Raw genomic sequence first — 26,796 nt, forward strand, 5'->3', positions numbered from 1 at the left:
GATGTCAGCCAAAACTTTATTCGAGAAAATCTGGGATAAGCATGTCATCTATCAGGAAGAGGGAAAGCCCAGCATTATTTATATCGACCTGCAGCTGGTGCATGAAGTAACTTCCCCGCAAGCGTTCGAAGGGCTCCGTTTGAGCGGCCGGAAAGTCCGCCGTCCGGATCTGACGTTTGCTACGATGGACCATAACGTTCCTACCAAAGACCGGTTTAACATTACCGATCCTATCTCCAAGCAGCAGATTGATACTTTGTCGCAGAACTGTGCGGATTTCGGCGTTACTTTATTTGACCTCAATCACATTGACCAAGGTGTCGTTCACGTAATGGGTCCTGAAATCGGTTTGACCCATCCGGGCAAAACGATCGTATGCGGAGACAGCCATACGTCTACGCACGGTGCTTTCGGAGCGCTTGCGTTCGGGATCGGCACAAGCGAGGTGGAACACGTACTCGCTACCCAATGTCTGCAGCAGTCCAAAGCTAAGACTTTGGAAGTGCGCATTAACGGCCGCCTGAAGCCGGGTGTAACCGCTAAAGACTTGATTCTAGGAGTAATCGCACAATACGGAACGGACTTTGCTACAGGTTATGTTATTGAATACACAGGAGAAGCGATCCGCGGCCTATCCATGGAAGAGCGCATGACTGTCTGCAACATGTCGATCGAAGCGGGTGCAAGAGCGGGACTGATCGCACCGGACGAGACTACTTTCGAATATCTCCGCGGGCGTGAATATGTACCTCAGGGTGCGGCTTTCGACGCTGCGGTAGAAGAGTGGAAACAGCTGACTACGGATGAAGGTGCAGTCTATGACCGCGTAGTAGAATTCGATGCGGAACAACTGGTGCCGCAAGTAACCTGGGGAACCAGCCCGGGTATGGGTACGGAAGTGACGGCAAATGTACCGGATCCGGCATCCTTCCCGACGGAAAATGAACGGAAAGCAGCTGAGAAGGCTATCGAATATATGGGATTAACGCCAGGAACGCCTATGACGGATCTGGCAGTGGATGTCGTTTTCATCGGCTCCTGCACGAACGGACGGATTGAAGATCTGCGGGCTGCAGCTGCGGTTGCCAAAGGTCATAAAGTAAATCCTTCCGTACAGGCGATGGTAGTACCGGGCTCCGGCCGTGTGAAACTGCAAGCCGAGAAGGAAGGCTTGGATAAGGTGTTTATCGAAGCAGGTTTTGAATGGCGCGATGCGGGCTGCTCCATGTGCCTTGCGATGAATCCGGACGTATTGACACCGGGACAGCGCTGCGCATCCACATCCAACCGTAACTTTGAGGGCCGCCAGGGACGCGGAGGCCGGACACATCTGGTATCGCCTGCTATGGCTGCGGCTGCGGCGATTCACGGGCACTTCGTGGATGTACGCGAATGGGAATTTAAATCGGAAGTTACCGCGTAATCGATAGAGGAAAGCGAAAGGAGATACACTACATGGAACCGTTCAAACAATTTACAGGCATTGCAGCACCTGTTGACCGCGTCAACGTCGATACGGATGCAATTATTCCTAAGCAATTTCTTAAGCGCATCGAGCGCACCGGATTCGGGCAATTCCTGTTTTACGAGTGGAGATTTTTCGAGAACGGAGAAGTAAACCCGAACTTTGAACCGAACAAGGACCGTTACAAAGGGGCTTCTGTGCTGCTTTCCCGGGCTAATTTCGGGTGCGGCTCTTCCCGCGAGCATGCGCCATGGGCAATTTTGGACTACGGATTCAAGGTCATTATCGCTCCGTCCTATGCGGATATTTTCTATAATAACTGCTTTAAGAACGGCATCCTGCCGATCAAACTGTCTGAAGAGCAAGTAGAGGAGCTCTTCCAGCGCACGGCAGCGAACGAAGGTTATCAGCTGACTGTTGATCTGGAAAACAAGACGATTCAAGACAGCCTCGGATTAACCATCCCGTTTGAACTTGACGAGCACCGCAGGCAGTTTCTCCTGCAGGGTCTGGACGATATCGGCCTGACACTCCAGCATGAGGATGCAATTGAAGCCTATGAACAGCAGCATCAATCCAGATTGGCGTACAAATAAGAATTGACAAATAATAGAGCCTTTTCCTGCCGCCCTGTATTGGGAGGTGAGGAAAGGCTCTTTTTTTCTATAAAATACCGCAACTTTTTCCATAGTTTGTCGTCTAATATAAAGGCTGCGAAGTCGAATGAATGGTTTTACTGTCTATTTTTACCCTATTCTAGCATTTTCGAATCACTAGAGGTCGATCTGAACAGGACAGTAACCTACAAAACAGGAAGAAGAGGTGCATCATGAAAAAGGTTGTTGCTGTTTTAACCTTACTGTCCATGTTGTTGTTGCTGTTGCCTGCGATGGCGAGTGCAAATTCACAAATCAAGCTGTTTTTGGACGGTACGGAACTTAAGTCGGATACGGCGCCTAAGCTAGTCAATGGCACGGTCTTGGTACCAATTAAGGTAATTGCTGAACAGTTAGGGTCTGACGTTACATGGGACAAACCTACCCAAGAAGTTACGGTCTTAAATGAAGGTCTTGAAATCATCCTACATATTGGAAGTAAGGACGCGGAAGTTAACGGGCAGCCTTACAAGCTTTCAGCAAGCCCGTTGATAGTTCAGAACCGGACGATGCTGCCTTTGCGTTTCATCGGCGAGAACATGGGGCTGAAAGTTCTATGGGATGCTAAGAATCACGCAGTCCTGTTACAACGCAGCGAGCCTGTCCAGCCGGAACCGCCGGTTACGGAACCTGCACCGCCGGAAGAGCCGGGAACGGAGCTTCCGTCTGACCCGGGAGCTGTCCTCGCCCAAATTCAGGATATTTACCTGCAGGGGGACAGTGTGATCGTTCAGACTGATGGCGCGGTAGCACCGTCCTCCTTTAAGCTGGACAACCCTGACAGGATTGTTGTAGATTTGCCGGCAACGGACTTTTTACCGGATTTTCTTCAGTATAACGGATCGGGATCGCTCGTAGCTCCTTACTCCGGAGAAATGGCGGTCGACCATCCTATCATCTCGAAATTGCGCTTCTCTTTGTATTCCGAAGAGGAGAATATCATTCGGATCGTAGTTGATCTGAAAAGCAAATCAAATCATCAAGTCACTTATGACAGTTCGTTGCAGCAGGTTATCATTTCATTGACAGCTGCGGTTACTCCGCCGTCCTCGTCCCGTTACAAGGTAGTGATCGATCCTGGACATGGAGGTACGGATCCGGGAGCATCCGGCATTACGGGATATAGAGAAAAGGCATTTACTCTGGCTGTAGGCTTGAAAGTGAATAAACTGCTTGAGCAAGAACCGAGACTTCAGGTCATCATGACGCGTACGGGCGATACCTATCCAACGCTGAGCGACCGCTCCGCATTGGCGAACAATGCGAAAGCCGACCTGTTTATTTCGATCCACGGAAACAGCCTTGTAGGCAGTAAAGCTACGGGAATAGAGTCTTACTACCTGCACCAGAACAGCGGGGCGTTTGCTAAAATCATTCATAAGAATCTTTTGGCGGCTACAAATATGTCAGACCGGAAAGTTCGTGTAGAGAATTTCCACGTCGTCCGTGAAACAAAGATGCCGGCCGTACTGCTTGAGCTTGGTTTTCTATCTAATGCGTCCGATGAAGCCAAAATGAAGAGCGAAAGTTATCAGCAGAAATGTGCGGAAGCGATTGTCCAATCCATCAAAGAGTACTTCAACATTTCCTAGGAGGGTTGCCTTGTGAAGATTAAATCCGCCGTCATATCCATGTCCATGTGCGCCCTGCTGCTCTCCGCCTGCGGCGAAAAACCTGCAGATACGGCTCAGGCCGGTTCAGCCAATCATCAAGGCGCGGCTCCAGAAACGTCTACGTCTACGGATTCAAATACCACATCGGGCGATGCAGCAAAGCAAGAAACCGTGCTTACCATCAAAACGTATGCTGCGGATGATCAAGTGCTTGATTTGGTGGAGCGGAGTCAAGAAATCCGTTTCACAAACGAGGAGGGCAAGTATATAGCCGCCCTCAGCACATTGACGGAATCCGACAACCCTTCCGACTTCCCTTTGTGGAAAGGCGTTGATTTTTCATCTGCCGTTTTGTCTCAAGGGAAGTTGACTGTAGATGTGAAACTAGAAGAAGGACCGGACTTAGGGGCACCGGGAGAGCAGTTAGCTCTGCAAGCCATCCAGAAGGTGTTATTTCAATTTAATGAAGTGCAGTCCATCGATATACTGAAAGAAGGCGCTGCGGTGGAGTCGTTGCTGGGCCATGTGGATTTGCAGCATCCGATCAAGCGCCCATAAAGCAGGAATTATTACCCTCCCGGTCGAATTTCGATAGGGAGGTTTTTCAATCAGAGAGGAGATTCACACGATGGTTATTCAACGTAAAGCATGGCAGCAGCTTGGTGTCGGTGTCACACTTTCCGCTATGCTCTTTTCAGGCAGCGCTTACGCTGCAGGCGCCGCTTCACAAAGCAGCCCTGCACCAGTTCTTTCCGCAACGCCTTTTCAGGATGTAATTAAGGGCCACTGGGCTCAAAAACATATCGCAAAGCTATCCTTGCTTGGCATAATCAGCGGGAATAACGGCAGGTTCAATCCTGCCGCCACAGTTTCCAGGCAGGACGCCGTAATTATGGCCGTTCGTTTGATGGGACTGGACAAAGAACTGAAACAAGCGGATTCGGTCAATTTTCCGGATACGTTCCAGGTAAGCGGATATGCCAAACCGTATGTCGCCGCGGCATTTGATCATGGACTATTGGCTAAAGAAGAGGAGATGCGCCCGGGCCTGGACAAGGATTGGGGGAAACAAACCGCCACGAGAGATTGGGTCGCTAAAATCGTAATACGTTCCATTAACAAAGAAAACGTGGCCGATTCCATGAAAGACGCCGCTTCCGTTTTCAAAGACGGCACTTCCATCTCCAAAGAGTACAGAGGTTATGTAAATGCAGCTGCAGCATTGAAAATCGTCTCGGGCACATCCGATCAAACTTACCGGCCTGCAGGTAAGGTAAGCCGTGCGGAAATGGCGACATTCCTAAGCCGCGCTGAATCCAACCTTGGCACGAAAAATCCGAAAGTGTTCGAAGCGGTATTGGTAGACAGAACAGAACAAGGGATTTCGCTTGCGGATGCGAATGGTAATGTTAAATCTTATACCTTTTCGGATAAAACTTTATTTTTCACCTATAAAGACCAAACTAATCCGATTACTTCCGCAGCTTTAAAGCTATACACCAAGGTATATGTCATCGGTAACGGATCGGCTGCAAGTTATGTGGAGACAACCGATGACGCTATTCAGCTGGAGAAAACCGCGGGCACCTTTGTGAAATTTAATGCCAAGGACAAAGAGCTGGTGTTGAATGTTGACGGGGACTACAAGATTTATCCATACTCGGAAACATTGAAAGTGGTGAAAGCAGACGGCTCGGAGGTCGGGATCGACGCGCTTTCTGCCGATTCGCAAGTCGAAATCGGCAGAGACACCTTTACTAAACAACCTAAAGTTCAACTGATCACCCTTAAGAAAGCTCCGGTAAACTTGCAGGCTCAAGGGACGTTTGTTTCGGCTGATTCCGCTTCCTCTACGATTCAAGTAAAGGATGCTGCCGGAACTGCCGCAGTGTACCCTGTTTCTCCGACGGTTTCCATCCGTTACGGAGACGCCTATTTCTCCAAGCTTTCCGAGCTTCAGACTGGAGACACGCTGTCGTATGAAGTGAAGAACGGTACAGTTACCTCAATTACGGTGTCTAAGCGTCAGGTTACAGGTGCATCCGGGACATTAACTTCCGTCTCCGCCGATAAGAAGACAGTCACCATCCGCAAAGCAGACGGGAATTTGGCCGCATTTGAAATTAGCAGCTCCTACTCCGTTTCCATCAAAGGTTTACCTTCCGCTGTTCTGGATGACCTGGAATCGGGGGATACGGTAAATCTAGAGCTCAAAGATGACGAGCAGGGCCGCAAACAGGTGACGAAATTCATTTTGACGGGTAGAGAAGTCCAGTCTTTCACACGTGCGAAAATCTATTTCAATGATGCCAAATTCCTGATTATAACGGATGCTGCGGGCAAAAAGTATTCTTATGATGTCAATGAGCGGACTAAGATTATCGGGGACGGCCAGCAGCTTCCGCTGCAGCTTTTTGCAGGGATGTTTACAAAGGACCGGTTTGTCAATGTGATTGCCTCCGGATCCCGGCTTGTAAGGATTGAGCTTGCCGGCCAATTTGACGGGACTGTGCAGAAAGTGGACACGGCCCTTAGCAAGATTACTTTAGTTACACCGGATAACGAAGTTCTGACGTTCGGATACTCATCTCCGAGGGTCGAGGACTTGAGCAGGTCATCCGCTGTATTTGCTGATGTGAAGGCTGGAGACCGGGTGCAGCTTGTATTGGATTCGTCGCAGGATAAAGTATCCGTCATCCGTATGGAACGCGTTGTCATGGCGGAAGTGCTTGCCAAGGATACGAATTTGAATAAGCTTCAGGTAAAGGATGAGAGCGGAAGCACAACTTACCTACAGATTACACCAAGCGTAACGCTTTTTAAGGAAAAAAAAGAGGCGGCAGCCCTTGCTGATTTTGCTGCAGGCCAGCCTGTATTTATTACCTACTGGGGAAATACGGTCAGCAGCATCCGCGCAGCAGCCTTTTTGAGAGGTTCCGTCGTAACGATGGACACCGCCTCGAACAGGCTGACCGTGAAAGATTATGCCAATCAGACGAAGTCAGTGGATGCCGGTTCGAAAGTGAAAGTAACCAAAAACGGAACCGTCTCTGCCAATTTGCAGAGCTTGTCGGCGGGAGACCGGATTTATGCGTACACTGAAAATGACGGAACTTTTCATGCCTACGTGCTGAGCGGAGAAAGGAAAACCGTCTGGAACCCGAATGAAGGGAACGGCATCATTAGCTTCAAACGTTCCAGCCTGACTGCTCCATATCAATTTCAGCTGCGTGCAGGCGTATATATTCACAAAGGCGATCAAGTCCTTACCCTGAACGATTTGAAAGAAAATGACAATGTAGTCGTATATTTGCAAGATGGAAAAGTTGTCGAGATCGAAAAATAGATTCCCGAAAGATGAAACCTTTTGGCGTAAAAACCGTCTTAGCCTAGAAGAAGTTTTCTATGGTTTTGGCGGTTTTTTCTTGTGAACCCCGAATGTTCCCAAAAAATTCGCAAAATCATGCCGGAATAAGTTGATAATTACCTAAAGATTCGTTACACTGGGTTTCGAATGTTTGTAAAGAAGGAAGGGAAGGCTGCAATGAATCGAGCACAAATACGGCATCTCCTGGATACGATCGGCAACATGTTTCCGGATGCACATTGCGAGCTGAACCATTCGAATCCTTTTGAACTGACGATTGCCGTACTGCTGTCCGCCCAATGCACGGATGAAACCGTCAATAAGGTAACGGCCGATTTGTTCCGTAAGTACAAGACTCCTGAGGATTACATAGCGGTACCGTTGGAAGAGCTGGAGCAGGATATCCGGAGAATCGGGCTGTTCCGCAACAAAGCGAAGAACATTCAGAAACTTTGCTGGATTCTTATTCACGAGTACGGCGGCGAGATTCCTAGGGAGCATGAGAAGCTGGTTCAGCTGCCGGGCGTAGGTCGGAAGACAGCCAATGTAGTGGTGTCGAACGCTTTTGATGTGCCTGCGATTGCCGTAGATACTCATGTGGAGCGTGTATCCAAGCGGTTAGGCCTTGCGAATTGGAAAGATTCGGTTCTGGAAGTGGAAAACAAGCTGATGAAGAAGGTTCCGCGGGAAGAATGGACGCTTACGCATCACCGTCTGATTTTTTTTGGAAGGTACCATTGCAAAGCACAGAACCCTCAATGTGAAGTCTGCCCGTTGCTTGACCTGTGCCGGGAAGGCAAAAAACGAATGAAAACCCGCTAATGATGGAATCATAGAAAAAAGTGGAAAATTAGAGTGAAAACAAAGGATGGGATAGTAGATGAAATGCGTATCTGTGTACACCAGTAATTTTGAGGTCTTTTCAGACATTTACGAAGAAATCATTAACACGGAATTGAAAGAGAATGAAGAGAAAGTAGTGGAAGGCGTAACCGTCAGCGAATCCGGCGAAGTGCCTGAGAACTACCTGGAGCGTATGCGTACGAAGCCTGAAGTGGTTGTTATGAAAGTGAAGGATTCCGATATCACGATTCTGCAGCATGGAGAATTGTTCGAAATCCTTATTCCGGAAAAAGAAAATGTGTTAAACTAAGGACCGAGTATATCGGTTCTTTTTTTTATTTCGGGAGGGAAACAACAGATGTCGGCACAGGTAACAACGGCTTTATGGGAAGAGTCATTCCGGCATGTACGGGAGGCTATGCTCCAAACAGGGGATACTTCTCACGCGGACAAAATGGCTGAACTGCTTGAAAAATGGGAACAGGGGAAATTAGCAGTGGCGTTCTGCGGACACTTTTCCGCGGGAAAATCCACCATGGTAAACCGCTTATGCGGGGCAGCCTTACTGCCTTCCAGCCCGATACCTACGAGCGCCAATCTGGTGACGATTCAAAACGGAACGCCGGAAGCCAGGGTACGGATAAGAACGGAAAGCGGAACTGCAGAGACATTAAGCGTACCGGTGGAACAATTGGAGGCTTATTGCAAGAACGGGGACTCCATCGAAACGGTGGATATCCGTTATCCGGTAGACCTGCTTGGGGAGCAGATGATGCTGCTGGACACCCCGGGGATTGATTCGACGGACGATGCCCACAAACTCGCCACAGAATCCGCTCTGCATCTGGCGGACGTGGTTTTCTATATGATGGATTATAATCATGTCCAGTCGGAAATCAATTTTGAATTTACTAAAAGGCTGCAGGAATGGGGCAAACCGCTCTACCTAATTGTAAATCAGATTGATAAGCATTCGGATGCGGAACTGTCTTTCAAGGATTATAAACAGAGTGTCGAAGATGCCTTTGCGCAGTGGAACATCCGCCCTGAAGGAATTTTGTTTACTACCCTGCGCGGAAGGACGGAAGATGGACGTAACGACTGGGATCGTCTCTTGTGGCTGCTAGGCGAGTTGAAATTGCGTTCGGAGCCGTTAAGGCGCTCCAGCTTGCTTCATTCGTCTTTCTTTGTAGTGAACGAACATGCGGATCTGATGGAGCAAAGGCATGCTTTTGAGAAACAGAAGCTTTTGCAGGAAACGGGCGATCTGGCAGAAGCGGAAGGCAAAGCGGATCAGTTAGCGGAGATCCATTCCCGGATCCGATTGTTGAAAGAGCGGACGGCACAAGCAGCAGGGCAGTGGAAAGCCAGGCTGACAGGCTTGCTGGATAATGCCAACTTGACGCCGGCACCGATGAGGGACTTGGCCCATAGTTATTTAGAGAGCCGAAAACCGGGCTTTAAAACGGGATTATTGTTCAGCGCCGGGAAGACGGCCGTTGAGAAGGAACGCCGGGAAGAGGCATTTTATGCGGATGTGATGGAAAGGGTCAAGGCGAACGTAGACTGGCATGTCCGCGATTGGCTGCGGGAAAGTTCTAAAGAGGCAGGTACGGACTACGAGGAGTATGTGCCTGTAATCGATCCCGTTATCAGCAGCATTACGAAAGAGCGGATGGGCTCGCTGGTACAGCCTGGTGCCGGGTTCACCGCGGAATATACGATGAATTACTGCAAGTTGCTGAGCGAAAGTATCAAAAGCTCTTACCGGCAGGCAGGGCTTGAAATGATCGAAGAGTTGTCCCGGCATGCGAAGCAGAACAGCCAAGAAGAGATGGATAAACTGAAAGACGAAGCAGCCGCGCTTTCCATACAGCTGGGCTCATTAAACCGTTACAAAGAGCTCGCAGCCGAAGAACGGGATTACCGAACAAGTATGGAGTCATTTCTAAAGCCGTTGGCTGCAGGGGGACAAGGGGGACCGGACCTGCCGGACTGGTCTGCCTATGTGCCGGGCTCAGAAGTTTCGGACGGTGCGGATAACGCCGTGTTTACCGGCTCTGTCGTACCGACAGTTGCCTTGGGCGAGTCTGAGGATGCTCCTGACGCCGCCGGCAAGTATGAGGGTGCAGAGGAAAGCGGCGAGGATCAGACGGACCTGAGCGGGCGTCTGAAGGGGATTGTCAGTAAATTGCGCAGCGGTGCCGCCCTTGTAGAAGGCATCCCCTCCATGCAGCTTGCTTCCAGGTCTTTACTGGAGAAAGCGGAACAGCTGGAGAATAACCGGTTTACCATAGCGTTGTTCGGAGCATTTAGCGCCGGAAAGTCCTCGTTTGCCAACGCGTTGGTAGGGGAGCGCATCCTGCCTGTTTCGCCGAATCCTACGACGGCTGCGATTAACAAAATCGTGCCTCCTGACTCTGAATGGCCGCATGGTACTGCCAAAGTTAAGTTGAAGTCGAGGGAAGCTGTCATCGATGATATCCGGTTCTCCCTGGAAGCGCTTGGCTTAACTAAATCCGAGTCGGAGGATTTCCTGAAGGCGATCGGACGTTTAACTCCGGACCGTCTGGCTCCCCGCGGCAAGCCTCATTATGCCTTCCTAAAAGCGGTAGAGCGGGGCTGGGGCGAAGCGGAGCGTTTGCTGGGCAGTGAGCTCAGAGTCCAAACGCTTCCTGAATTCGAAGCTTACGTGGCGGAGGAGCAGAAATCCTGCTTTGTAGAATGGATCGAACTGCATTACGACTGCCCGTTGACCCGTCAGGGAATCGTCCTAGTCGACACGCCGGGGGCGGATTCGATCAATGCGCGGCATACGGGAGTAGCCTTCAATTACATTAAGAATGCGGATGCCATTCTGTTCGTGACCTATTACAACCATGCTTTTTCTCAGGCAGACCGGGAGTTTTTGCTTCAATTGGGCCGGGTGAAAGAGAGCTTTGAGCTGGATAAGATGTTCTTTCTGGTCAACGCCGCTGACCTAGCCTCCTCGCAGGAGGAGCTGGAAGCGGTTGTGGAGCACGTACGCAGTAACCTGCTGGCTTACGGCATCCGGCAAAGCCGGATTTACCCCCTGTCGAGCAAACAGGGGGTGGAAGCGAAGCTGGCCGGGGATGCCGGCCAGCTGAGCCGTTCCGGCTTAGCCGCGTTCGAGCGCCAGTTCTTCGCCTTCGCCTTCGGCGAATTGGCGGATCTGGCCGTGAACGCGGCGGAGAGCGAGCTCGCGCGCCTCGCAGAGCGGCTCGGGCGCTGGCTCAGCGACGCGCGCCTCGGGGACGCGGCGCGCGAAGCGAAGCTCGCCGCGCTGGCCTCGGCGCGCGGCGAAGGCGAGCGGCGGCTCGAGGAGCTGAGCCGCCGTTCGCGGGAGCGGGAGCTGCGCCAGGAAATAGGCGAGCTCCTGCATTACGTCAAGCAGCGTGTCGAATTCCGGTTCGGCGATTTTTACAACGCCGCCTTCCATCCCTCCACGCTGCAGGACGACGGCAGGGACCTGAAGCAGGCGCTCCGGTCCTGCTGGAAAGAGCTGATCCGGCTGCTCTCCTATGACCTGTCGCAGGAGGTGCTGGCCACCACGCTCCGCATCGAGAACTTTATGCACAAAGAAGCACAAGAGCTTTATGCGGAGATGGTCCGGCAGATGGAAACGCTGTTCGACGGTTTCCAGGCGGCGCCGTATACCCTGGAGTCCTTCTCCACGCCTGAGATAGAAGAATCATTGCCTGAAGCCGTGCAGGCAGAGAAAGTGATGTATGCTCACTTCAAAAGCGCAAAATCGTTTTTCGAGGGCGAAGGCAAGCAGAAACTGCGTCATGCGCTGGAAGAAGTTCTCCGTCCGACACTTACAGCCTTCGCGGAGCAGCATTCCAGTCTGCTTATGGACGCCTACTCAACTCAGTTAGCAAACAGGATCCATGTACTGGCTGAGGAGCTCAAGGAAGAAGCAGCCGAATTTATCTCCGGCGCGGCAGGCTCGCTGGACAGCAGCTTTGATTTATCCGATATCGGAGAAAGGCATGCCAAACTACTGCAATTAAGCGACCGAAAACTATGATTTTCGTAGGCTGATCACCATTTCCCTTGCTGGAGAACGGAGCAATTCCGTGAACCGCAAGGGATTTTTTTCGGTTGGGTACGTAAAGGCAAGATTTCGTATGATTTGCATGATTTTATCATATCAGCTTCCCCAGATGGGACCTGAGGTGGATATATGAGGAAATATGCTTTAATACTCTATTTGAAGGAACATAACCATGGTGCTAATATTCATAAAAGATTCAAAGAAAAAGGAAGGAGTCACGCGAAATTTCGCCTTTTTTACGGACAACAAGTAAAGGTTTTACATCTGCGCCCTATTGAAGAAGAGGGCCTTCCTGGGAGGGAAACAAGTGGAAGTTTTCAGGCAGCTGAAACGGTTTTACTGGCCGGAAAAGAAACTGCTGGCCGTTTCAGTACTATGTTTGATGGCGGCAACTGCGCTCGGTTTAGTTTATCCTTATTTGCTTAAGATTCTAATTGACAACGTCATCCAGAACAAAGAATGGGGCATGGTGCCCTATCTTGCTGTATCAGTGCTTATTGTTACTTCGGTTAAGGGGATATTTCAGTTTTTTCACGGTTTCACCGGTGGAAGGATCGGCAACCGTGTAGCGTACACCATGAGAAATGCGCTGTATGAGAAACTTCAGTACTTATCTTTTCAATATTATGACACGGCGAAAACCGGTGATTTAATGTCCCGTCTGACGGCGGACCTGGAAGCCATCCGTCAGTTTGTCGGCTTCGGATTCGCCCAAATTTTGAATATGTTTCTCATGGTCGGTTTCGGCGCAGCGCTAATGCTGTATATGAACTGGCAGCTGACCCTGCTGACTCTGGTCACAGTCCCTCTGCTTGCTTATACGGCCATCCGGTTTGAAAAGAAAATCCATCCGGCCTTCCGGGAAATGCGTCAGGCCATGAGTAATCTGACTACCGCGGTTCAGGAGAACATTACCGGTGTGCGTACCGTAAAATCGTTTGCCAGGGAGCCGTACGAAGTCGAGAAATTCTCCGTGCGCAATGAAAGCTACAAGTCCAATCAGATACAGGCCGCCTCTATCTGGGGCAAATATTTTCCGGTCATGGAGCTGTTCGCCTGCTTGTGTGTCGTGATTCTGCTTGCGGCAGGCGGTACCATGGTGATCCGGGAGCAGGTTACGCTAGGAGAACTTGTTGCGTTCTTCAGCTTGATCTGGTACATTATCGGGCCGATGTTCGGGATTGGATTTCACATCAACAACTATACCCAGTCCAAAGCTTCGGGGGAGCGGATTTTGGAGATTTTGAACCAGTACATCCATGTGCGGAACAAAGACAATGCGATTGCATTAAAGGATGATGAGGTGATAGGTCATGTCCGCTTCGACCATGTTACGTTCTCTTATCCGGATAAATCTCCGGCTTTAACAGATTTCCATTTAGATGCGCCTCCAGGATCGGTGATCGGGCTGCTGGGAGGAACCGGTTCGGGGAAATCAACAGTGATTCAACTCCTAATGAGGGCTTACAATGCAGGCACCGGCACCGTCTCGGTAGACGGCCACGACGTGAAGGACCTGACGATCGAAAGCCTGCGGAAGCAGATTGCCATTGTGTTTCAGGAAACGTTCCTGTTCTCTGCATCGATTCGCAACAACATTGCCTATGGGATTCGTAACGTTACCATGGAAGAAGTGGAACGCGCGGCCAAATTGGCGAAAGCCCATGATTTCATTATGGAGCTGCCTTTAGGATACGACACGGTCGTCGGCGAACGCGGTATGGGATTGTCAGGCGGGCAGAAGCAGCGGATAGCAATCGCAAGAGCGCTGCTCAAAAATCCGAAGATCCTGATCCTGGATGACGCAACAAGCGCAGTTGATATGGAAACTGAGCATGAGATTCAAGCCGGTTTTAAAGAACTGATGAAAGGCAGGACGACGTTTGTCATCGCCCACAGGATATCCTCCCTTCGCCACTCCGATGAGATTCTTGTATTGGATGAGGGGCGGATTGTGCAGCGCGGCACGCATGAGCAATTGCTGGCTGCTGAAGGCCCGTACCTGCAAACGTACCGCATTCAGTATGCAGATGCGCCGGACGGCTCGGCTGCAGCAGGAAGGAGGCAGGCGAATTGAGCCAGACTCGGAACGAAATGAACAAGCAGGAACCGGTACAATATAGTAACCCACAGCAAGACACATCGTCTTCCGCATCGGGGAAGAAAGACACGACAGAGCGTTTTGTTTACCAGGATGACGAAGTGATGGAGAAACCGTTCGATTGGTCTCAGCTGAAGCGGCTCGGCGTCTATTTGAAACCTTACAGCAAGCAGCTGCTTCCCATTGTCATTTTGATGATGGTGCTGGGGACCATTACGCGGCTTGCCATCCCTTTCATCATCAGCCAGGCGATCGATAAAGCGATTGCTCCCGCGGCGGGGGACCCGAGCGTTCGGCTGCTCCTGATTTACGCCGGGGTTATGTTAGTGCTGTATCTGATCCAATGGGGGGCTAATACGTTCCGGATCCGGTACACTAATATTATCGGACAGAGGGTCATCTATGACATCCGCCATGATATTTTCAAGCACATTCAGAAATTGTCCTTTAATTTCTTTGATAAGCGCCCTGCCGGATCCGTGCTTGTCCGGGTAACGAATGACGTCAATTCCCTGCAGGATTTGTTTACGAACGGGGTTGTAAACGTACTGATCGACTGCGTCCAGCTGGTGGGAATCATGATTATTCTACTCTCCCTGAACTTTAAGCTGGGCCTTGCAGTCATGATTACAGTACCGCTAATGTTTCTGGTATCTACGTCACTGCGCAAAAAAATCCGCCGCGCATGGCAGGATGTACGCACAAAGCAGTCCCGGCTGAACGCTCATTTAAGCGAAAGCATTCAGGGGATCCGGGTAACCCAGGCCTTTACGCAGGAGAAGGAAAACATCGGCTTCTTCGACAAAATGAACACAGAGAACCGGCAGTCCTGGAATTACGCTTCGATGACGAACCAGTCGTTCGGTCCGATTATCGAGGTGACAGGGGCGATCGGCGCTTTCATACTTTTCTTTTACGGAGCTCATTTGATTCAGAGCACTGAAATTACTGTAGGTTTATTCGTAGCTTTCGCAAGTTACGTAGGGAACTTCTGGGAGCCGATTAACCGGCTGGGGCAAATGTATTCCCAGCTGTTGGTGGCTATGGCTTCTTCGGAACGGATTTTCGAGTTCATCGATATGAAGCCGATCGTGGACGATAAGGAGCAAGCCGAAAATCTGGATAACATTGAAGGCAATATCCGATTTGACAATATTGTGTTTGAATACGAAAAAGGCCGTCCGGCATTGAAAGGCATTTCCCTGGATGTACACGCGGGACAGTCGATCGCCTTCGTAGGCCATACCGGTTCGGGAAAAAGCACCATGATCAACCTGTTATGCCGTTTTTACGACCCGGTGGAAGGGCGCGTGCTCATCGACGGCAAAGATATAAGGGATATCCATCTGCAAAGCCTTCGCTCGCAAATCGGAATCGTGCTGCAGGATACGTTTATTTTTTCCGGTACGATCCGGGATAACATCCGTTTCGGCCGCCTGGATGCTACGGATGAGGAAGTGGAGATCGCTGCCAAAGCAGTGAATGCGCATGAATTTATCGCGGGTCTGCCCGACGGATATGAAACAGAGGTACAGGAAAGAGGAAGCGTGCTGTCTATGGGGCAGCGGCAGCTGATTTCCTTTGCCCGCGCATTGCTGGCCGATCCTCGGGTACTCATCCTGGATGAAGCCACCGCAAGTATCGATACCGAAACGGAATTGAAAATCCAGGAAGCGCTCAAAACTCTGTTATTCGGACGCACTTCGTTCATTATCGCTCACAGGCTTTCTACGATCCGCCACGCCGACAACATTGTCGTAATGGATCACGGACGGATTATGGAGCAGGGCAACCACGATGAACTGATGAGGCACGGCGGGATTTACCGGGGCCTGATCGACGCCCAGTTCCGCTTCCTGTCTGCCTAGCAGCAGCTTTATACCACGGTCTTAAAGAAACTGTCTCCAAAACTTTTGGGGGCAGTTTTTTTGCATTTCAGAACGTATAAGTTTTCATCTTACATCTGATTTTAAAATTTCTCCGGAATGAAATGAACAACTCGCCTATAGGACAACCAGCCATTTCACCTTGTGTAGAAATTTTCCGGAGAATGACAAACTTTTGCCTTATTTGCAAATTGATATCAGAAGTTTTACTCTTAGGAGTAACTAACTTCTTTGGAGGATTTGGCTATGAAACGTTCACGCTGGTTATGGGGCTTTATAGGCCTCGCTTCGTTAATTGCCACTCTCGTGTTTGTTTTCGGTTTTGTTTATGCTGTGAATGATATTTTGAACCCCTCTGCCGCAACGATGGGAAAAGAAGCGGCTGAACCGTCCGAATCTGTGCCAGTTACAGTTCCCGATCCAGAGAAAGAGTATAGAATTACAGCTTTGGGTGACTCTTTGACTAAGGGGACTGGCGATGAAGGCGGAAAAGGCTATGTGGGGTACGTTGCCGAAAAGCTTGGAAAAACGACGGGCAGGAAGGTAACAGTCGTATCTAATATGGCGGTTAACGGCTATGTCAGCGAACAGCTGCTGTCGGACCTGGAAACAAAGAAAGGTACGGCATATGCCATTCGGCAGGCGAACCTGATTCTTTTGACGATCGGAGGCAATGACCTCTCTCAAGCCGCTTTGGCGCAGAACGGCGGAAGAAACAATCTGTCCGAGGTTTCCGGCATCGATCCGGAGAAGCTTGAAAAACAGTTAAAAGCACCGAAAGAAAATGTGAAAAAGATTTTATCTCTTCTCTCCGAGATCAATCCTGAGGCAAAAGTCGTTTATGTCGGATTATATAATCCGTATTATGAGGCGGATGAGAGCCGGCGGAGCTCGGTTGTTATCCAAAAATGGAACGGCGACGTATATGAGACGGTGAACGCCAACCCATTGATGACACTGGTTCCGACTCAAGACCTGTTTGAAAAGAAAGTGACCCACTATCTGGCCGCTGACCAGTTCCATCCTAACGGAGCGGGCTATGAACGGATTGCGGACCGGATTGTACAAGCATTGCAATAATATCGGGCAAGGAGGTTATTCCCATGCAGCAGAAATCTGCAGATGCCGGATTGAACCATGGAAACTCTTCAATGACGAAAGAGGAGGTTCCTGTGCTTTCGGTCCGCAATGTGAAGAAACGGATAGCAGGCAAAACCATCATCAAAGGCATTTCTTTCGATGTCAAAGCAGGTGAAATTTTCGGATTTCTCGGACCTAACGGTTCCGGCAAGACGACGACGATCCGTATGCTGGTCGACTTGATCAAACCGACCGAAGGGGCGGTGGAGATTTGCGGCTTCAATGTCCAGAAGCATCCAGAGCAAGCCTTGAAATATGTTGGATGCATCGTAGAAAATCCTGAAATGTATCCTTACTTAACAGGCTGGGAGAATCTTGTGCATTTTGCGGATATGCAGCCTGGGATTACAACGGCCCGAATCGGTGAAGTGGTGGAGATCGTTGGTATGGATGCGAGAATCCACGATAAGGTGAAGACGTATTCTCTGGGAATGCGCCAGCGTTTGGGTATTGCTCAGGCACTTTTGGGCAATCCGAAACTGCTCATTCTGGATGAGCCCACCAACGGACTGGATCCCAAAGGCATTAAAGAACTTCGTCAGTTCATCCGGCGATTGGCGGAACAGGGGATGAGTTTATTCATCTCGAGCCACTTGCTCAGCGAGATTCAATTGATGTGTGACCGGGTCGCCATTATATCCAAAGGGGAAGTGATTGCGGTCGGGGAGGTAGAGGAACTGATCCGTAACTCAGAAAACTATGTGCTGTGGGATATAGAGCCTGTCTTGGAAGGAAGAGATGTGCTGGAGCGGTTTCCTGCGATCCAGTTTGTGCCGGAACATCATCCATTGTTCGATGAGGCGGCACTTGCGGGAAAACAGGGAATTCTTACGCAGATGAATCCGGATATCGTCCCGGAAGTGACGGATGCCCTTGTGAGCGGAGGGTTAAGAGTGCGCTCTATCCAGACGATGCAGCCGTCCCTGGAGGAATTATTTTTGCAACTGACGGAGGGTGAAGGAATTGCTTAACCTGCTGCCGCTTGTGAGAAACGAAGTCGTTAAAATGCTCAAAAAGAAACGGATTCTGGTCATTGTACTTATCCTTGCCGTGCTGATACCGATTTTTACCTATGCAAGGATGATTGTGGCACAGAACGCGCTGGAGAAAATCGGTTCCGATTGGCGGCTGGAGATTCAACAGCAGATTACGGATTATCAGAATACGTTAAGCAGCAACCGGACTCCGGAAGAATTCAAAAAGTGGAGAAGAGTCATGGTACAGCAGCTTCAGTATTATCTTGACCATGATGTAAATCCGAACTCACCGAACGGGGTGACCTTTGCACGGGAATTTATGAGCAATTCGGTGACATTATTTTTCCCTCTGCTTGTCATGGCCGTAGCTTCGGATATTGTATCCTCCGAACGTTCGGGAGGTACAATCAAGATGCTGTTGACCCGTCCGGTCCGAAGGTGGAAAATATTAACTTCCAAATTAATCGCCACAGTGCTGTTCGTATCTTTAATCGTTGCAGTTACGGGAATCATGAGCTATGGCATATCCGGCGTTGTCTTTGGATTCCACGGCTGGACGGAACCTGTGTTTACCGGTTTTTCTACAGTTGGCGCCTCTGTAAATACGGATTTTGTTCACGCAGTGCCTCAATGGTTATACATGATCATGCAATCGGGGCTTATCTGGTTTTCCGCTCTTACGGTCGGTTGTCTGGCATTAATGGTTTCCGTCCTTGTTAGGAGTACGGCAGCAAGCATCGTGACTATGATGGCGGTTATTATTTCCGGGACGATATTAAGCAACATGGCTTCGGCTTGGACTACCGCAAAATACTTGTTTATGGTGAACCTGAATTTAACGGATTATCTTCAAGGATCTCCGCCCCCCATCGACGGGATGAGCCTGTCTTTCTCAATTGGAGTGCTGGCTGTATGGGCGCTTGGCGCCTTGATTGTCGCTTACCGCGTATTTACGAAACAGGATATCCTGAACTGATTTTCCGTACACAAGTTCGTAAAAGAATAAGTGCATCTTTTTAAAACCATGTTATAATGATGAAGTTTATACCAGAAATGAAGGGGAGGCGCTTGGATGGTCGAGCAAATGGACTTGTTTACAAACCAAACGTCGCAGCAGAAGTCCGATTACGATGTAGACGATATCCAGGTCCTTGAAGGGTTGGTAGCTGTACGCAAACGGCCGGGCATGTATATCGGCAGCACGAGTGCGTCAGGTTTGCATCATTTGCTGTGGGAAATTGTCGATAATGCGGTCGATGAGCATCTGGCGAAGCATGCTTCGCGGATCGACGTCACCATACATAAAGATCAATCCGTCACGGTCCAGGACAACGGCCGGGGGATTCCGACGGGCATGCACAAGATGGGGATTCCTACACCTCAAGTTGTGTTTACGATTCTGCATGCAGGCGGTAAATTCGGCGGATCGGGTTATAAAAAATCAGGCGGACTCCACGGTGTAGGCGCTTCGGTGACGAATGCTCTGTCCGAATGGCTGGTAGTGGAAATATACCGTGACGGCAAAATTCATAAACAACGCTTCGAATACTGGGTCGATGAGGATGGCCGCGAACATGTAGGCGAACCTGCATCCGGCCTTGAAGTGATTGGAAATACGAATCGTACGGGGACGAAGGTTACGTTCAAGCCTGATATCCGCGTGTTCCAGGGCGGAGTCTCGATGAATTTCGATACGCTGTCCGAGAGGCTGCAGGAAATTGCTTTCCTGAATTCCGGCCTTATGATTACGGTGAAAGACGAGCGTTCGGACAAATCCGAGACGTTCCAATACGACGGCGGCGCGAGTCATTTCGTCAAGTATTTGAACGAGGATAAAGCGGTGCTTCACGACGTGATCCACTTTCAATCGGAAAAGGATGACATCGAAGCGGAAATTGCACTTCAGTACAATGACGGTTATACCGAAACCATCGCTTCTTTTGTGAATTCGATTCCAACCCGCGGCGGGGGTACGCATGAAACCGGCTTTAAAACTGCGTATACCCGCGTGATGAATGAGTATGCCAGGAAGACCGGACTTCTCAAGGAAAAGGACAAAAATTTGGACGGCGGAGATCTACGCGAAGGCATGATGGCTGTCATCAACGTGAAAATGTCCGAAGTGGAATTTGTCGGGCAGACGAAGGATCAGCTTGGCAGCGCAGCGGCTAGAAGCGCGGTGGATGCTATCGTTTCAGACAAAATGTCCGTATTTCTTGAGGAAAACCCTCAAGTGGCGCAGACGTTGGTCAAGAAAGCGATTCAAGCTTCAAGAGCCCGAGAAGCCGCCAGAAAAGCACGGGAAGAAGTGCGCAGCGGCAAGAAAGGCAAGAGCGAGAGTTCCAACCTAGGCGGGAAGCTGACACCGGCTCAGTCCAAGGATCGGACAAAGACGGAGTTATTCATCGTCGAGGGCGACTCGGCAGGCGGTTCTGCCAAGCAAGGACGGGATTCGAAGATTCAGGCGATCCTTCCGCTGAAAGGAAAGCCGATGAACCCGGAAAAGGCGAAACTGCCGGATATTTTGAAAAATGAAGAATACAGGGCGATCATTACTGCAATCGGTGCCGGCGTAGGAACGGACTTTGAAGCGGAAGAGAGCAATTATTCCAAAATAATCATTATGACGGATGCCGATACGGACGGCGCTCATATTCAAGTGCTGCTGCTGACGTTCTTCTACAGATACATGAAACCGCTGATCGACTCGGGCAAAGTGTTTATCGCCCAGCCGCCGCTTTATAAAGTAACGAAAAAGGCCGGTAAAAACTCCGTTATGAAGTATGTGTTCTCTGACGAGGAGCTGTCCGCAGCGACAAAGGAACTGGGCAAGAATGTGGAACTGCAGCGGTATAAAGGTCTTGGCGAGATGAATCCCGAACAGCTTTGGGAAACTACGATGGATCCGGAAAGCCGCAAACTGCTGCATGTACAAATTGAGGATGCAGCAAAAGCTGAGCGGAGGGTATCAACGCTGATGGGGGACAAAGTAGATCCCCGGAAGCGCTGGATTATCGATAATGTAGACTTTACGGAACTAGAAGAATAGAAACGTATAGAGGGTGAAGGCATGGATTTGCTGGAAAGTTTTCTTCCCGCCTATTTAGAAGAAGTGGTAGGGGACCGTTTCGGCCGCTACTCCAAATATATTATTCAAGACCGGGCGATACCTGATGTACGCGATGGCTTGAAGCCGGTACAGCGGCGTATTCTTTACGCTATGTACGATGCCGGCAATACGCCTGACAAGCCTTATAGAAAGTCTGCCAAGACGGTAGGCGATGTGATGGGTAATTATCATCCTCACGGGGACTCATCGATCTACGAGGGTATGGTCCGGATGGCTCAATATTGGAAGATGGGCCATATGCTGATTGACGGCCACGGTAACTGGGGGTCGCTTGATGATGATCCGGCAGCGGCAATGAGGTACACGGAGGCGAGACTGTCTCCGATTGCATTGGAACTGCTGCGTGATATTGAAAAGCGGACGGTCTTGTTCAAAGATAATTTCGATAACACTACCAAGGAACCTGTCGTGCTTCCTTCGCGTTATCCGAACTTGCTGGTAAACGGTGTCAGCGGTATTTCCTCCGGTTTTGCAACTGAAATTCCTCCGCATAACCTGCGGGAAGTGATAGACGCTTGTATTGAACTGATGAATCATCCTGAGATGGATGTAGAATCCATGATGAATATCGTCAAAGGGCCGGATTTCCCTACGGGCGGGATCATTATGGGCGAGGACGGCATACGGGACGCTTACCGCACAGGTAAAGGACGCATATATTTGCGGTCCAAGACAGAAATTGAGGAACTCCGCGGCGGCAAACAACAGATTGTCATTACCGAAATCCCTTATCAGGTCGTAAAATCACGCCTTGTCACTGCAATGGAGAACATCAGGCTGGAGAAGAAAGTCGAAGGAGTTGCTGAAGTTCGCGACGAGAGCGGCAGAAACGGTCTTCGGATCGTTGTCGAACTGAAGAAGGACGCAGATGCGCAAGGCATCCTCGCTTATTTCCTGAAGAAGACAGACCTCCAAGTGACCTACAACTTCAACATGGTCGCGATCGTGAACAAAACCCCTAAACAGCTGGGACTTTTAGACCTGCTGAAGGCTTATATAGAGCACCAGAAGGAAGTGGTGACTTACAGGTCCCGCTACGATCTGGAGAAAGCGGAAGACCGCGCTCACGTGCTGGAGGGCCTCGTTAAGGCACTCAACATACTGGATGAGGTCATCGCAGCGATTAAAGCTTCAAAGAACCGTCAGGACGCACAGAAGAACCTCGTGGAGCAGTTCGGCTTCTCGGAACGCCAAGCGGATTCCATTTTGACGCTGCAATTGTACCGTTTGACGAATCTGGAGATTACTTCTCTAGAGAAAGAGCTGAAAGAAACCAATAAGCTCATAGCTTATCTGCAAGGAATCTTATCCAGCGAGAAGAAGCTGATCGGTGTCATCAAGGATGAGCTGACGGAAATCCGTAATAAATACGGGATTGACCGCAGATCGGTCATTCAAGGAGAGGTAGAGGAGATTAAAGTCAATCTCGAGGTTATGGTCACTCCTGAGGATGTTCTCGTGACCCTCTCTAAAGAAGGCTATATCAAGCGGACAAGCATGCTTTCCTTTACCCGTTCCGGAGGCGATCTGGAAACGACCGGCCTTAAGGAAGGCGATTCGCTCCGATATCATAAAGAGGTCAACACGATTGAAAAGCTGTTGATCTTCACACAGAAAGGGCAGTATTTCCTGCTGCCGGTACACCAGATTCCGGAGTACAAATGGAAAGATACAGGAACAGCGATTGTGAACGTAATTCCGATTGCTAAGGAAGACCGAATTGTCTCCGTGCTTCCTGTAAAGGATTTTGAGCAGACGGCCCGTTCCTTAGTCTTTGTTACACGCCGGGGCCAAGTGAAGCGGACCGAATTGAAAGAATATGCTACGAACAGGTCCAGCGGCGTTGCTGCTGTCAAAGTGGCAGATGCGGATGAAGTCGTAAAAGTGTTTATAAGCGACGGTTCCAAGGACATTCTTCTTGTTTCGAAATTAGGCATGAGCATTCGCTTCAACGAGATGGAAGTGAATCCGATGGGACGGGTATCGGCCGGGGTTCGCGGTATCCAATTGAAAGACGATGACGAGGTGATCGCTGCCGAACGCGTTAGCGGGGATGAAGGCGAAATCCTTGTCATATCCGACCTTGGCTACGCAAAAAGATCCTTCCTGTTCGATTATCCTTTACAGGGCAGGGGTGGTAAGGGGATCATTACGTTTGAATTTAAAGAAGGCAAGAGAGTGAAACCGAACGGTACATCCTTAATCGGTATGCACGCTTGCAAAGAGGCTTCGGACGTACATCTGCTTCTAAGTTCAGGCAAAACTGCAGCCTTCTCAACGGAAAGCACGCCGATTGAGGACAGGAAGTCTTTCGGGAAATCCGTAGTATCGCTGGAAAAGGGCGAGAAGGTTACCGAAATCATTTCCATCCGCAGCATAACTAATCAATCATAGGACTGATAGGGCGGGTTAAACCTCTCTATCATTTCCAGCAGTAATTTCAATACGGCCCAGGCAGGCATTGGTTCGTCGATCGCGGCGAGCCAATACTCCGGGTCTTTTATTATGCCTTCTTGTACCGCTTTGTGGACCATCTCCAGCTTCCAATCGGCCTTGTTCCCGTCCATGTCACCTGACCTCCTGTTAATAACCGTTGTCGAAAAAGCCAGTAAGGCTGATACCTATATTATGTAGATTGCTGTCAAAACGTTCATGATATTACCGATTAATGTCTTAAATTATTAATTGTGTTAAGCATTGACCGGGTGGTATAATTTACTAAAAAGTAGCAAGCTTTTCTACGTATTCTACGGAGGTGGCTTATGTTTTCGAGAGAGTTCGCCAAGCATTGGATGAAGTTGTCCAAAGATTTAAAGAATCATATGGAACAGCAGCTTTCGCCGTCCTTGACGGAAGGGCAGCTAAACGTTTTGGAATATTTGATTACCCAGACCAACATCAAGCCTTCGGATTTGATTCAGCATTTGGCTACTACACCGGCCGCTATTACAACCATTTTGGACCGGATGGAGAAGAATGAGCTGATTCGCAGAGAGAGGGATGCGCATGACCGCAGAATCGTATGGATCCACGTTACGCCTAAAGGGGAGAGCGAAGCACGCCGAGGGCTCGAAATCCGGGAACAGTTTATCGATTCCTATCTAAACCGGATTTCGGCGCACAATCAGCAGCTTCTGGTGTATTTACTGGGCAAAGTTTCGAATTTATAAATGTGAATGAGCATGAAGTTCAAGCAGATCCCGTTCCCACAGCCTCCAGGGTTCCGTCTGTTCCGGGGGCAGGGAGGTGACTGTAATCCGTTCTTTAGACACCGGATGATCGAATGACAGGCATACGGACCATAAGGCGATCTGCTGCCCCGGTTTGTTTTCATTTGCTCCATATTTCTGGTCGCCGTATAAAGGACAGTTCAAGGATGCCATCTGAACGCGGATTTGGTGGGAACGTCCGGTGTGCAGTTTGATTTTTACAAGGCTGTATTTGCCTGTTGTACCCAATGTTCTATAGTCCAATACAGCTTCTTTTGCACCAGGAGTGGATTTACCCACAGAGGTAACCGTGTTGCTGCGTTCATCTTTCAGCAAATAATGTTTCAATCCAAACTCAGCCGGCTTGGGCGGAGTCCCATGAACGACAGCATAGTACACCTTATCCAGCGTACGGGTGCGGACCTGGTCAGAGAGGCGGGAGGCTGCCTTCGATGTCTTTGCGAAAATCATGGAGCCCCCTACCGGCCGGTCAAGCCTATGGACTAGCCCTAAATACACATTTCCTGGTTTCTCGAACCTGATTTTAATATCTTCCTTTAGCAGGCTCAACATGTCAGGGTCTCCGCTTGCGTCCTCTTGGGTCGGGATGTTAACCGGCTTCGATACGCCAAGCACATGATTATCCTCATAGAGTATGGGGATGAAGGTACTGCCGGCCATCTCAGGCCTCCCATCGGGATAAAATCCCGCAAGGCAGCATTAAACCGGATTTTGTAATCGGCAGGCCGATCTCCCCGCTTGTAATCGATCCTCCAAACTTCTTTTTCAGGGTCATGCTCATAATATTATTCAGAACGGTCGGAGAGATTCCTGTCGTATAACTGTTAATCAAGAAAAACAACGGGTTGTCCGATAAGATATTCAGGCAGGAATCGACGAAGGGATATAAACTGCTTTCCAGTTTCCATGTTTCGCCGCTTGGTCCTCTGCCGTAAGAAGGCGGGTCCATAATAATGGCGTCATATTTCACGCCGCGGCGCTGTTCGCGTTGAACGAATTTAAATACATCATCGGTAATGAAACGGACAGGACGGTCGCTCAAGCCCGAGAGCTGAATATTTTCTTTCGCCCACTGAACCATGCCTTTCGCCGCGTCGACGTGGCAGACTTCCGCACCGGCATATGCCGACGCTACCGTGGCTCCCCCCGTATAAGCGAACAGGTTAAGCACTTTAATCGGCCTTCCCGCGCTTTGGATCTTATCAATCATCCACTGCCAGTTGACCGCTTGCTCCGGAAAAAGTCCCGTATGTTTAAAATTAGTAGGTTTAATGTGGAACTTGAGGTCATGGTATGCAATGGTCCACCGTTCAGGGATCGTTTTCTTGTAATCCCATTGTCCGCCTCCCGAAGAGCTGCGGTGGTAATGGGCGTCAGCCGATTTCCAGTGGGCTTCTTCTTTGCGCAGGGGCCAGATAATTTGCGGGTCGGGCCTGCGCAGAACAACGCTTCCCCAGCGCTCCAGCTTGTCCCCGTCTCCGGTATCAATCAATTCGTAGTCAATCCAGTCTTTTGCTGCAAACATGTATGTATCTATTCCTTCCCAAAAATCAGTTTTCGTTCTATTTTACAACACATAGGGGTGACTTATCCAGTTTAGGCAGTTGTGGTATAATCCACTGTTGGGGGGATGATACATAATGAAATCAATATATGCAGGTGTTTCAGCAGTCTCGGTCGTATGCTTCGTTCTGCTGACTTGGGCTGTTCACAGGCCTTGGATGCAAACATGGGACACCGATACCGCAAATCAGATCCGAAATGCGGGCAGCTCCAGCGTTCAGCATGGGATGAAGGCCGTTAGCAGCTTGGGAGATTCCGCGTTTTTTCTGATCGCTCTGCTCATTCTTTGTGCAGTACTGGTTATGGGCCTGCGCCGCTGGAAAGAAGCTCTGCTTGTGTTCGGCGCATTTGCAGTATCTTATGCGCTGAATACATTGCTGAAAGCCTGGATCGGCCGTGAGCGTCCTTCCGTGGAACAGCTTGTGACTGCTGACGGTTACAGTATGCCTAGCGGAAATGCAATGCTGTCAATGGTGCTTTACGGTTTAGCGATTTATTTTGTCCGGAAATATGTCCGAAACGAAGTGACAAAAAAGGCGGCGACCGCTTTCTTTACACTTTTAATCCTGCTAATCGGCAGCAGCCGGATCTATCTGGGCGTGCATTATCCAAGCGATATTATCGCAGGTTACCTGGCTGGGCTTGTTATGGTTTGCGCCGCGGCGGGTATAGATCACAAACTACACCCGCAGCAGGCGGTTTGGAGGGAAATGGCATGAATGTATCTTTCACTTGCGAGTGCGGGAA

General features: G+C 49.8%; 20 protein-coding genes. 17 read left to right on the forward strand and 3 right to left on the reverse strand.

Translation table 11 applies throughout. From position 1 onward, the window contains the following. Position 1 precedes the first annotated feature (1 nt). From leuC to gyrA, 15 genes are all read left to right on the forward strand, one after another. Positions 2 to 1,423, forward strand: coding sequence for a 3-isopropylmalate dehydratase large subunit (gene leuC, locus ACFSUF_RS06570; protein ID WP_377601318.1), 1,422 nt, complete (start codon positions 2 to 4; stop codon positions 1,421 to 1,423). Between the two features lie 32 nt (positions 1,424 to 1,455). Beyond that, the gene (gene leuD / locus ACFSUF_RS06575) at positions 1,456 to 2,061 is read left to right on the forward strand and encodes a 3-isopropylmalate dehydratase small subunit (protein ID WP_377601319.1); all 606 of its coding nucleotides are present in this window, start codon (positions 1,456 to 1,458) and stop codon (positions 2,059 to 2,061) included. Positions 2,062 to 2,294: 233 nt separating this feature from the next. Continuing rightward, entirely contained in the window at positions 2,295 to 3,713 is a 1,419-nt protein-coding gene (locus tag ACFSUF_RS06580; RefSeq protein ID WP_377601322.1) for an N-acetylmuramoyl-L-alanine amidase, read from the forward strand. Between the two features lie 12 nt (positions 3,714 to 3,725). Next, the gene (locus tag ACFSUF_RS06585) at positions 3,726 to 4,292 is read left to right on the forward strand and encodes a GerMN domain-containing protein (RefSeq protein WP_377601324.1); all 567 of its coding nucleotides are present in this window, start codon (positions 3,726 to 3,728) and stop codon (positions 4,290 to 4,292) included. Positions 4,293 to 4,362: 70 nt separating this feature from the next. Next, positions 4,363 to 7,080: an S-layer homology domain-containing protein gene (locus tag ACFSUF_RS06590; protein ID WP_377601326.1), complete on the forward strand. Its 2,718-nt coding sequence runs from the start codon at positions 4,363 to 4,365 to the stop codon at positions 7,078 to 7,080. Positions 7,081 to 7,278: 198 nt separating this feature from the next. After that, entirely contained in the window at positions 7,279 to 7,923 is a 645-nt protein-coding gene (gene nth, locus ACFSUF_RS06595) for an endonuclease III (RefSeq protein ID WP_377601327.1), read from the forward strand. 58 nt (positions 7,924 to 7,981) lie between these two features. Beyond that, positions 7,982 to 8,254 (forward strand): NAD/NADP transhydrogenase alpha subunit, encoded by a 273-nt coding sequence (locus ACFSUF_RS06600; protein ID WP_377601329.1) that lies wholly within the window; start codon positions 7,982 to 7,984, stop codon positions 8,252 to 8,254. 48 nt (positions 8,255 to 8,302) lie between these two features. Further along, positions 8,303 to 11,995: a dynamin family protein gene (locus ACFSUF_RS06605; RefSeq protein ID WP_377601330.1), complete on the forward strand. Its 3,693-nt coding sequence runs from the start codon at positions 8,303 to 8,305 to the stop codon at positions 11,993 to 11,995. Between the two features lie 334 nt (positions 11,996 to 12,329). Further along, the gene (locus ACFSUF_RS06610; RefSeq protein ID WP_377601332.1) at positions 12,330 to 14,099 is read left to right on the forward strand and encodes an ABC transporter ATP-binding protein; all 1,770 of its coding nucleotides are present in this window, start codon (positions 12,330 to 12,332) and stop codon (positions 14,097 to 14,099) included. A 17-nt stretch (positions 14,100 to 14,116) separates the two neighbouring features. Continuing rightward, positions 14,117 to 15,991, forward strand: coding sequence for an ABC transporter ATP-binding protein (locus ACFSUF_RS06615; RefSeq protein WP_377601766.1), 1,875 nt, complete (start codon positions 14,117 to 14,119; stop codon positions 15,989 to 15,991). 264 nt (positions 15,992 to 16,255) lie between these two features. Beyond that, a complete protein-coding gene (locus ACFSUF_RS06620; protein ID WP_377601334.1) occupies positions 16,256 to 17,089 on the forward strand; it encodes a GDSL-type esterase/lipase family protein in 834 nt (277 codons plus the stop codon). A gap of 71 nt (positions 17,090 to 17,160) precedes the next feature. Continuing rightward, on the forward strand, positions 17,161 to 18,120 hold the full coding sequence (locus tag ACFSUF_RS06625; RefSeq protein ID WP_377601768.1) for an ABC transporter ATP-binding protein: 960 nt from the start codon (positions 17,161 to 17,163) through the stop codon (positions 18,118 to 18,120). After that, positions 18,113 to 19,102 (forward strand): ABC transporter permease, encoded by a 990-nt coding sequence (locus ACFSUF_RS06630; RefSeq protein ID WP_377601336.1) that lies wholly within the window; start codon positions 18,113 to 18,115, stop codon positions 19,100 to 19,102. Before ACFSUF_RS06625 ends, ACFSUF_RS06630 begins: the two co-directional genes overlap by 8 nt. A gap of 96 nt (positions 19,103 to 19,198) precedes the next feature. Continuing rightward, a complete protein-coding gene (parE, locus tag ACFSUF_RS06635) occupies positions 19,199 to 21,175 on the forward strand; it encodes a DNA topoisomerase IV subunit B (protein ID WP_377601338.1) in 1,977 nt (658 codons plus the stop codon). A gap of 21 nt (positions 21,176 to 21,196) precedes the next feature. Further along, positions 21,197 to 23,650, forward strand: a complete 2,454-nt coding sequence (gene gyrA / locus ACFSUF_RS06640) for a DNA gyrase subunit A (protein WP_377601340.1) — start codon at positions 21,197 to 21,199, stop codon at positions 23,648 to 23,650. On the opposite strand, the gene ACFSUF_RS06645 is transcribed toward gyrA, so the two are convergent. Then, complete coding sequence (locus tag ACFSUF_RS06645; RefSeq protein ID WP_377601342.1) at positions 23,641 to 23,823, reverse strand: hypothetical protein; 183 nt, start codon at positions 23,821 to 23,823, stop codon at positions 23,641 to 23,643. The genes gyrA and ACFSUF_RS06645 overlap by 10 nt on opposite strands. A 195-nt stretch (positions 23,824 to 24,018) precedes the next feature. On the opposite strand from ACFSUF_RS06645, the gene ACFSUF_RS06650 reads away from it, so the two are divergent. Continuing rightward, a complete protein-coding gene (locus ACFSUF_RS06650; protein ID WP_377601344.1) occupies positions 24,019 to 24,426 on the forward strand; it encodes a MarR family winged helix-turn-helix transcriptional regulator in 408 nt (135 codons plus the stop codon). On the opposite strand, the gene ACFSUF_RS06655 is transcribed toward ACFSUF_RS06650, so the two are convergent. Then, positions 24,421 to 25,146, reverse strand: a complete 726-nt coding sequence (locus tag ACFSUF_RS06655) for an RluA family pseudouridine synthase (protein ID WP_377601346.1) — start codon at positions 25,144 to 25,146, stop codon at positions 24,421 to 24,423. The genes ACFSUF_RS06650 and ACFSUF_RS06655 overlap by 6 nt on opposite strands. Position 25,147: 1 nt before the next feature. Next, on the reverse strand, positions 25,148 to 26,011 hold the full coding sequence (locus ACFSUF_RS06660; protein WP_377601348.1) for a class I SAM-dependent methyltransferase: 864 nt from the start codon (positions 26,009 to 26,011) through the stop codon (positions 25,148 to 25,150). 115 nt (positions 26,012 to 26,126) lie between these two features. On the opposite strand from ACFSUF_RS06660, the gene ACFSUF_RS06665 reads away from it, so the two are divergent. Next, positions 26,127 to 26,768 carry a phosphatase PAP2 family protein gene (locus ACFSUF_RS06665; RefSeq protein WP_377601350.1) on the forward strand — a complete coding sequence of 214 codons (642 nt, stop codon included), beginning with the start codon at positions 26,127 to 26,129 and terminating at the stop codon, positions 26,766 to 26,768. The last annotated feature ends 28 nt before the right edge of the window (positions 26,769 to 26,796 follow it).

Source organism: Paenibacillus gansuensis, from assembly GCF_042684925.1.
GTDB classification, from domain to species: Bacteria; Bacillota; Bacilli; order Paenibacillales; family DY6; genus Paenibacillus_N; species Paenibacillus_N gansuensis.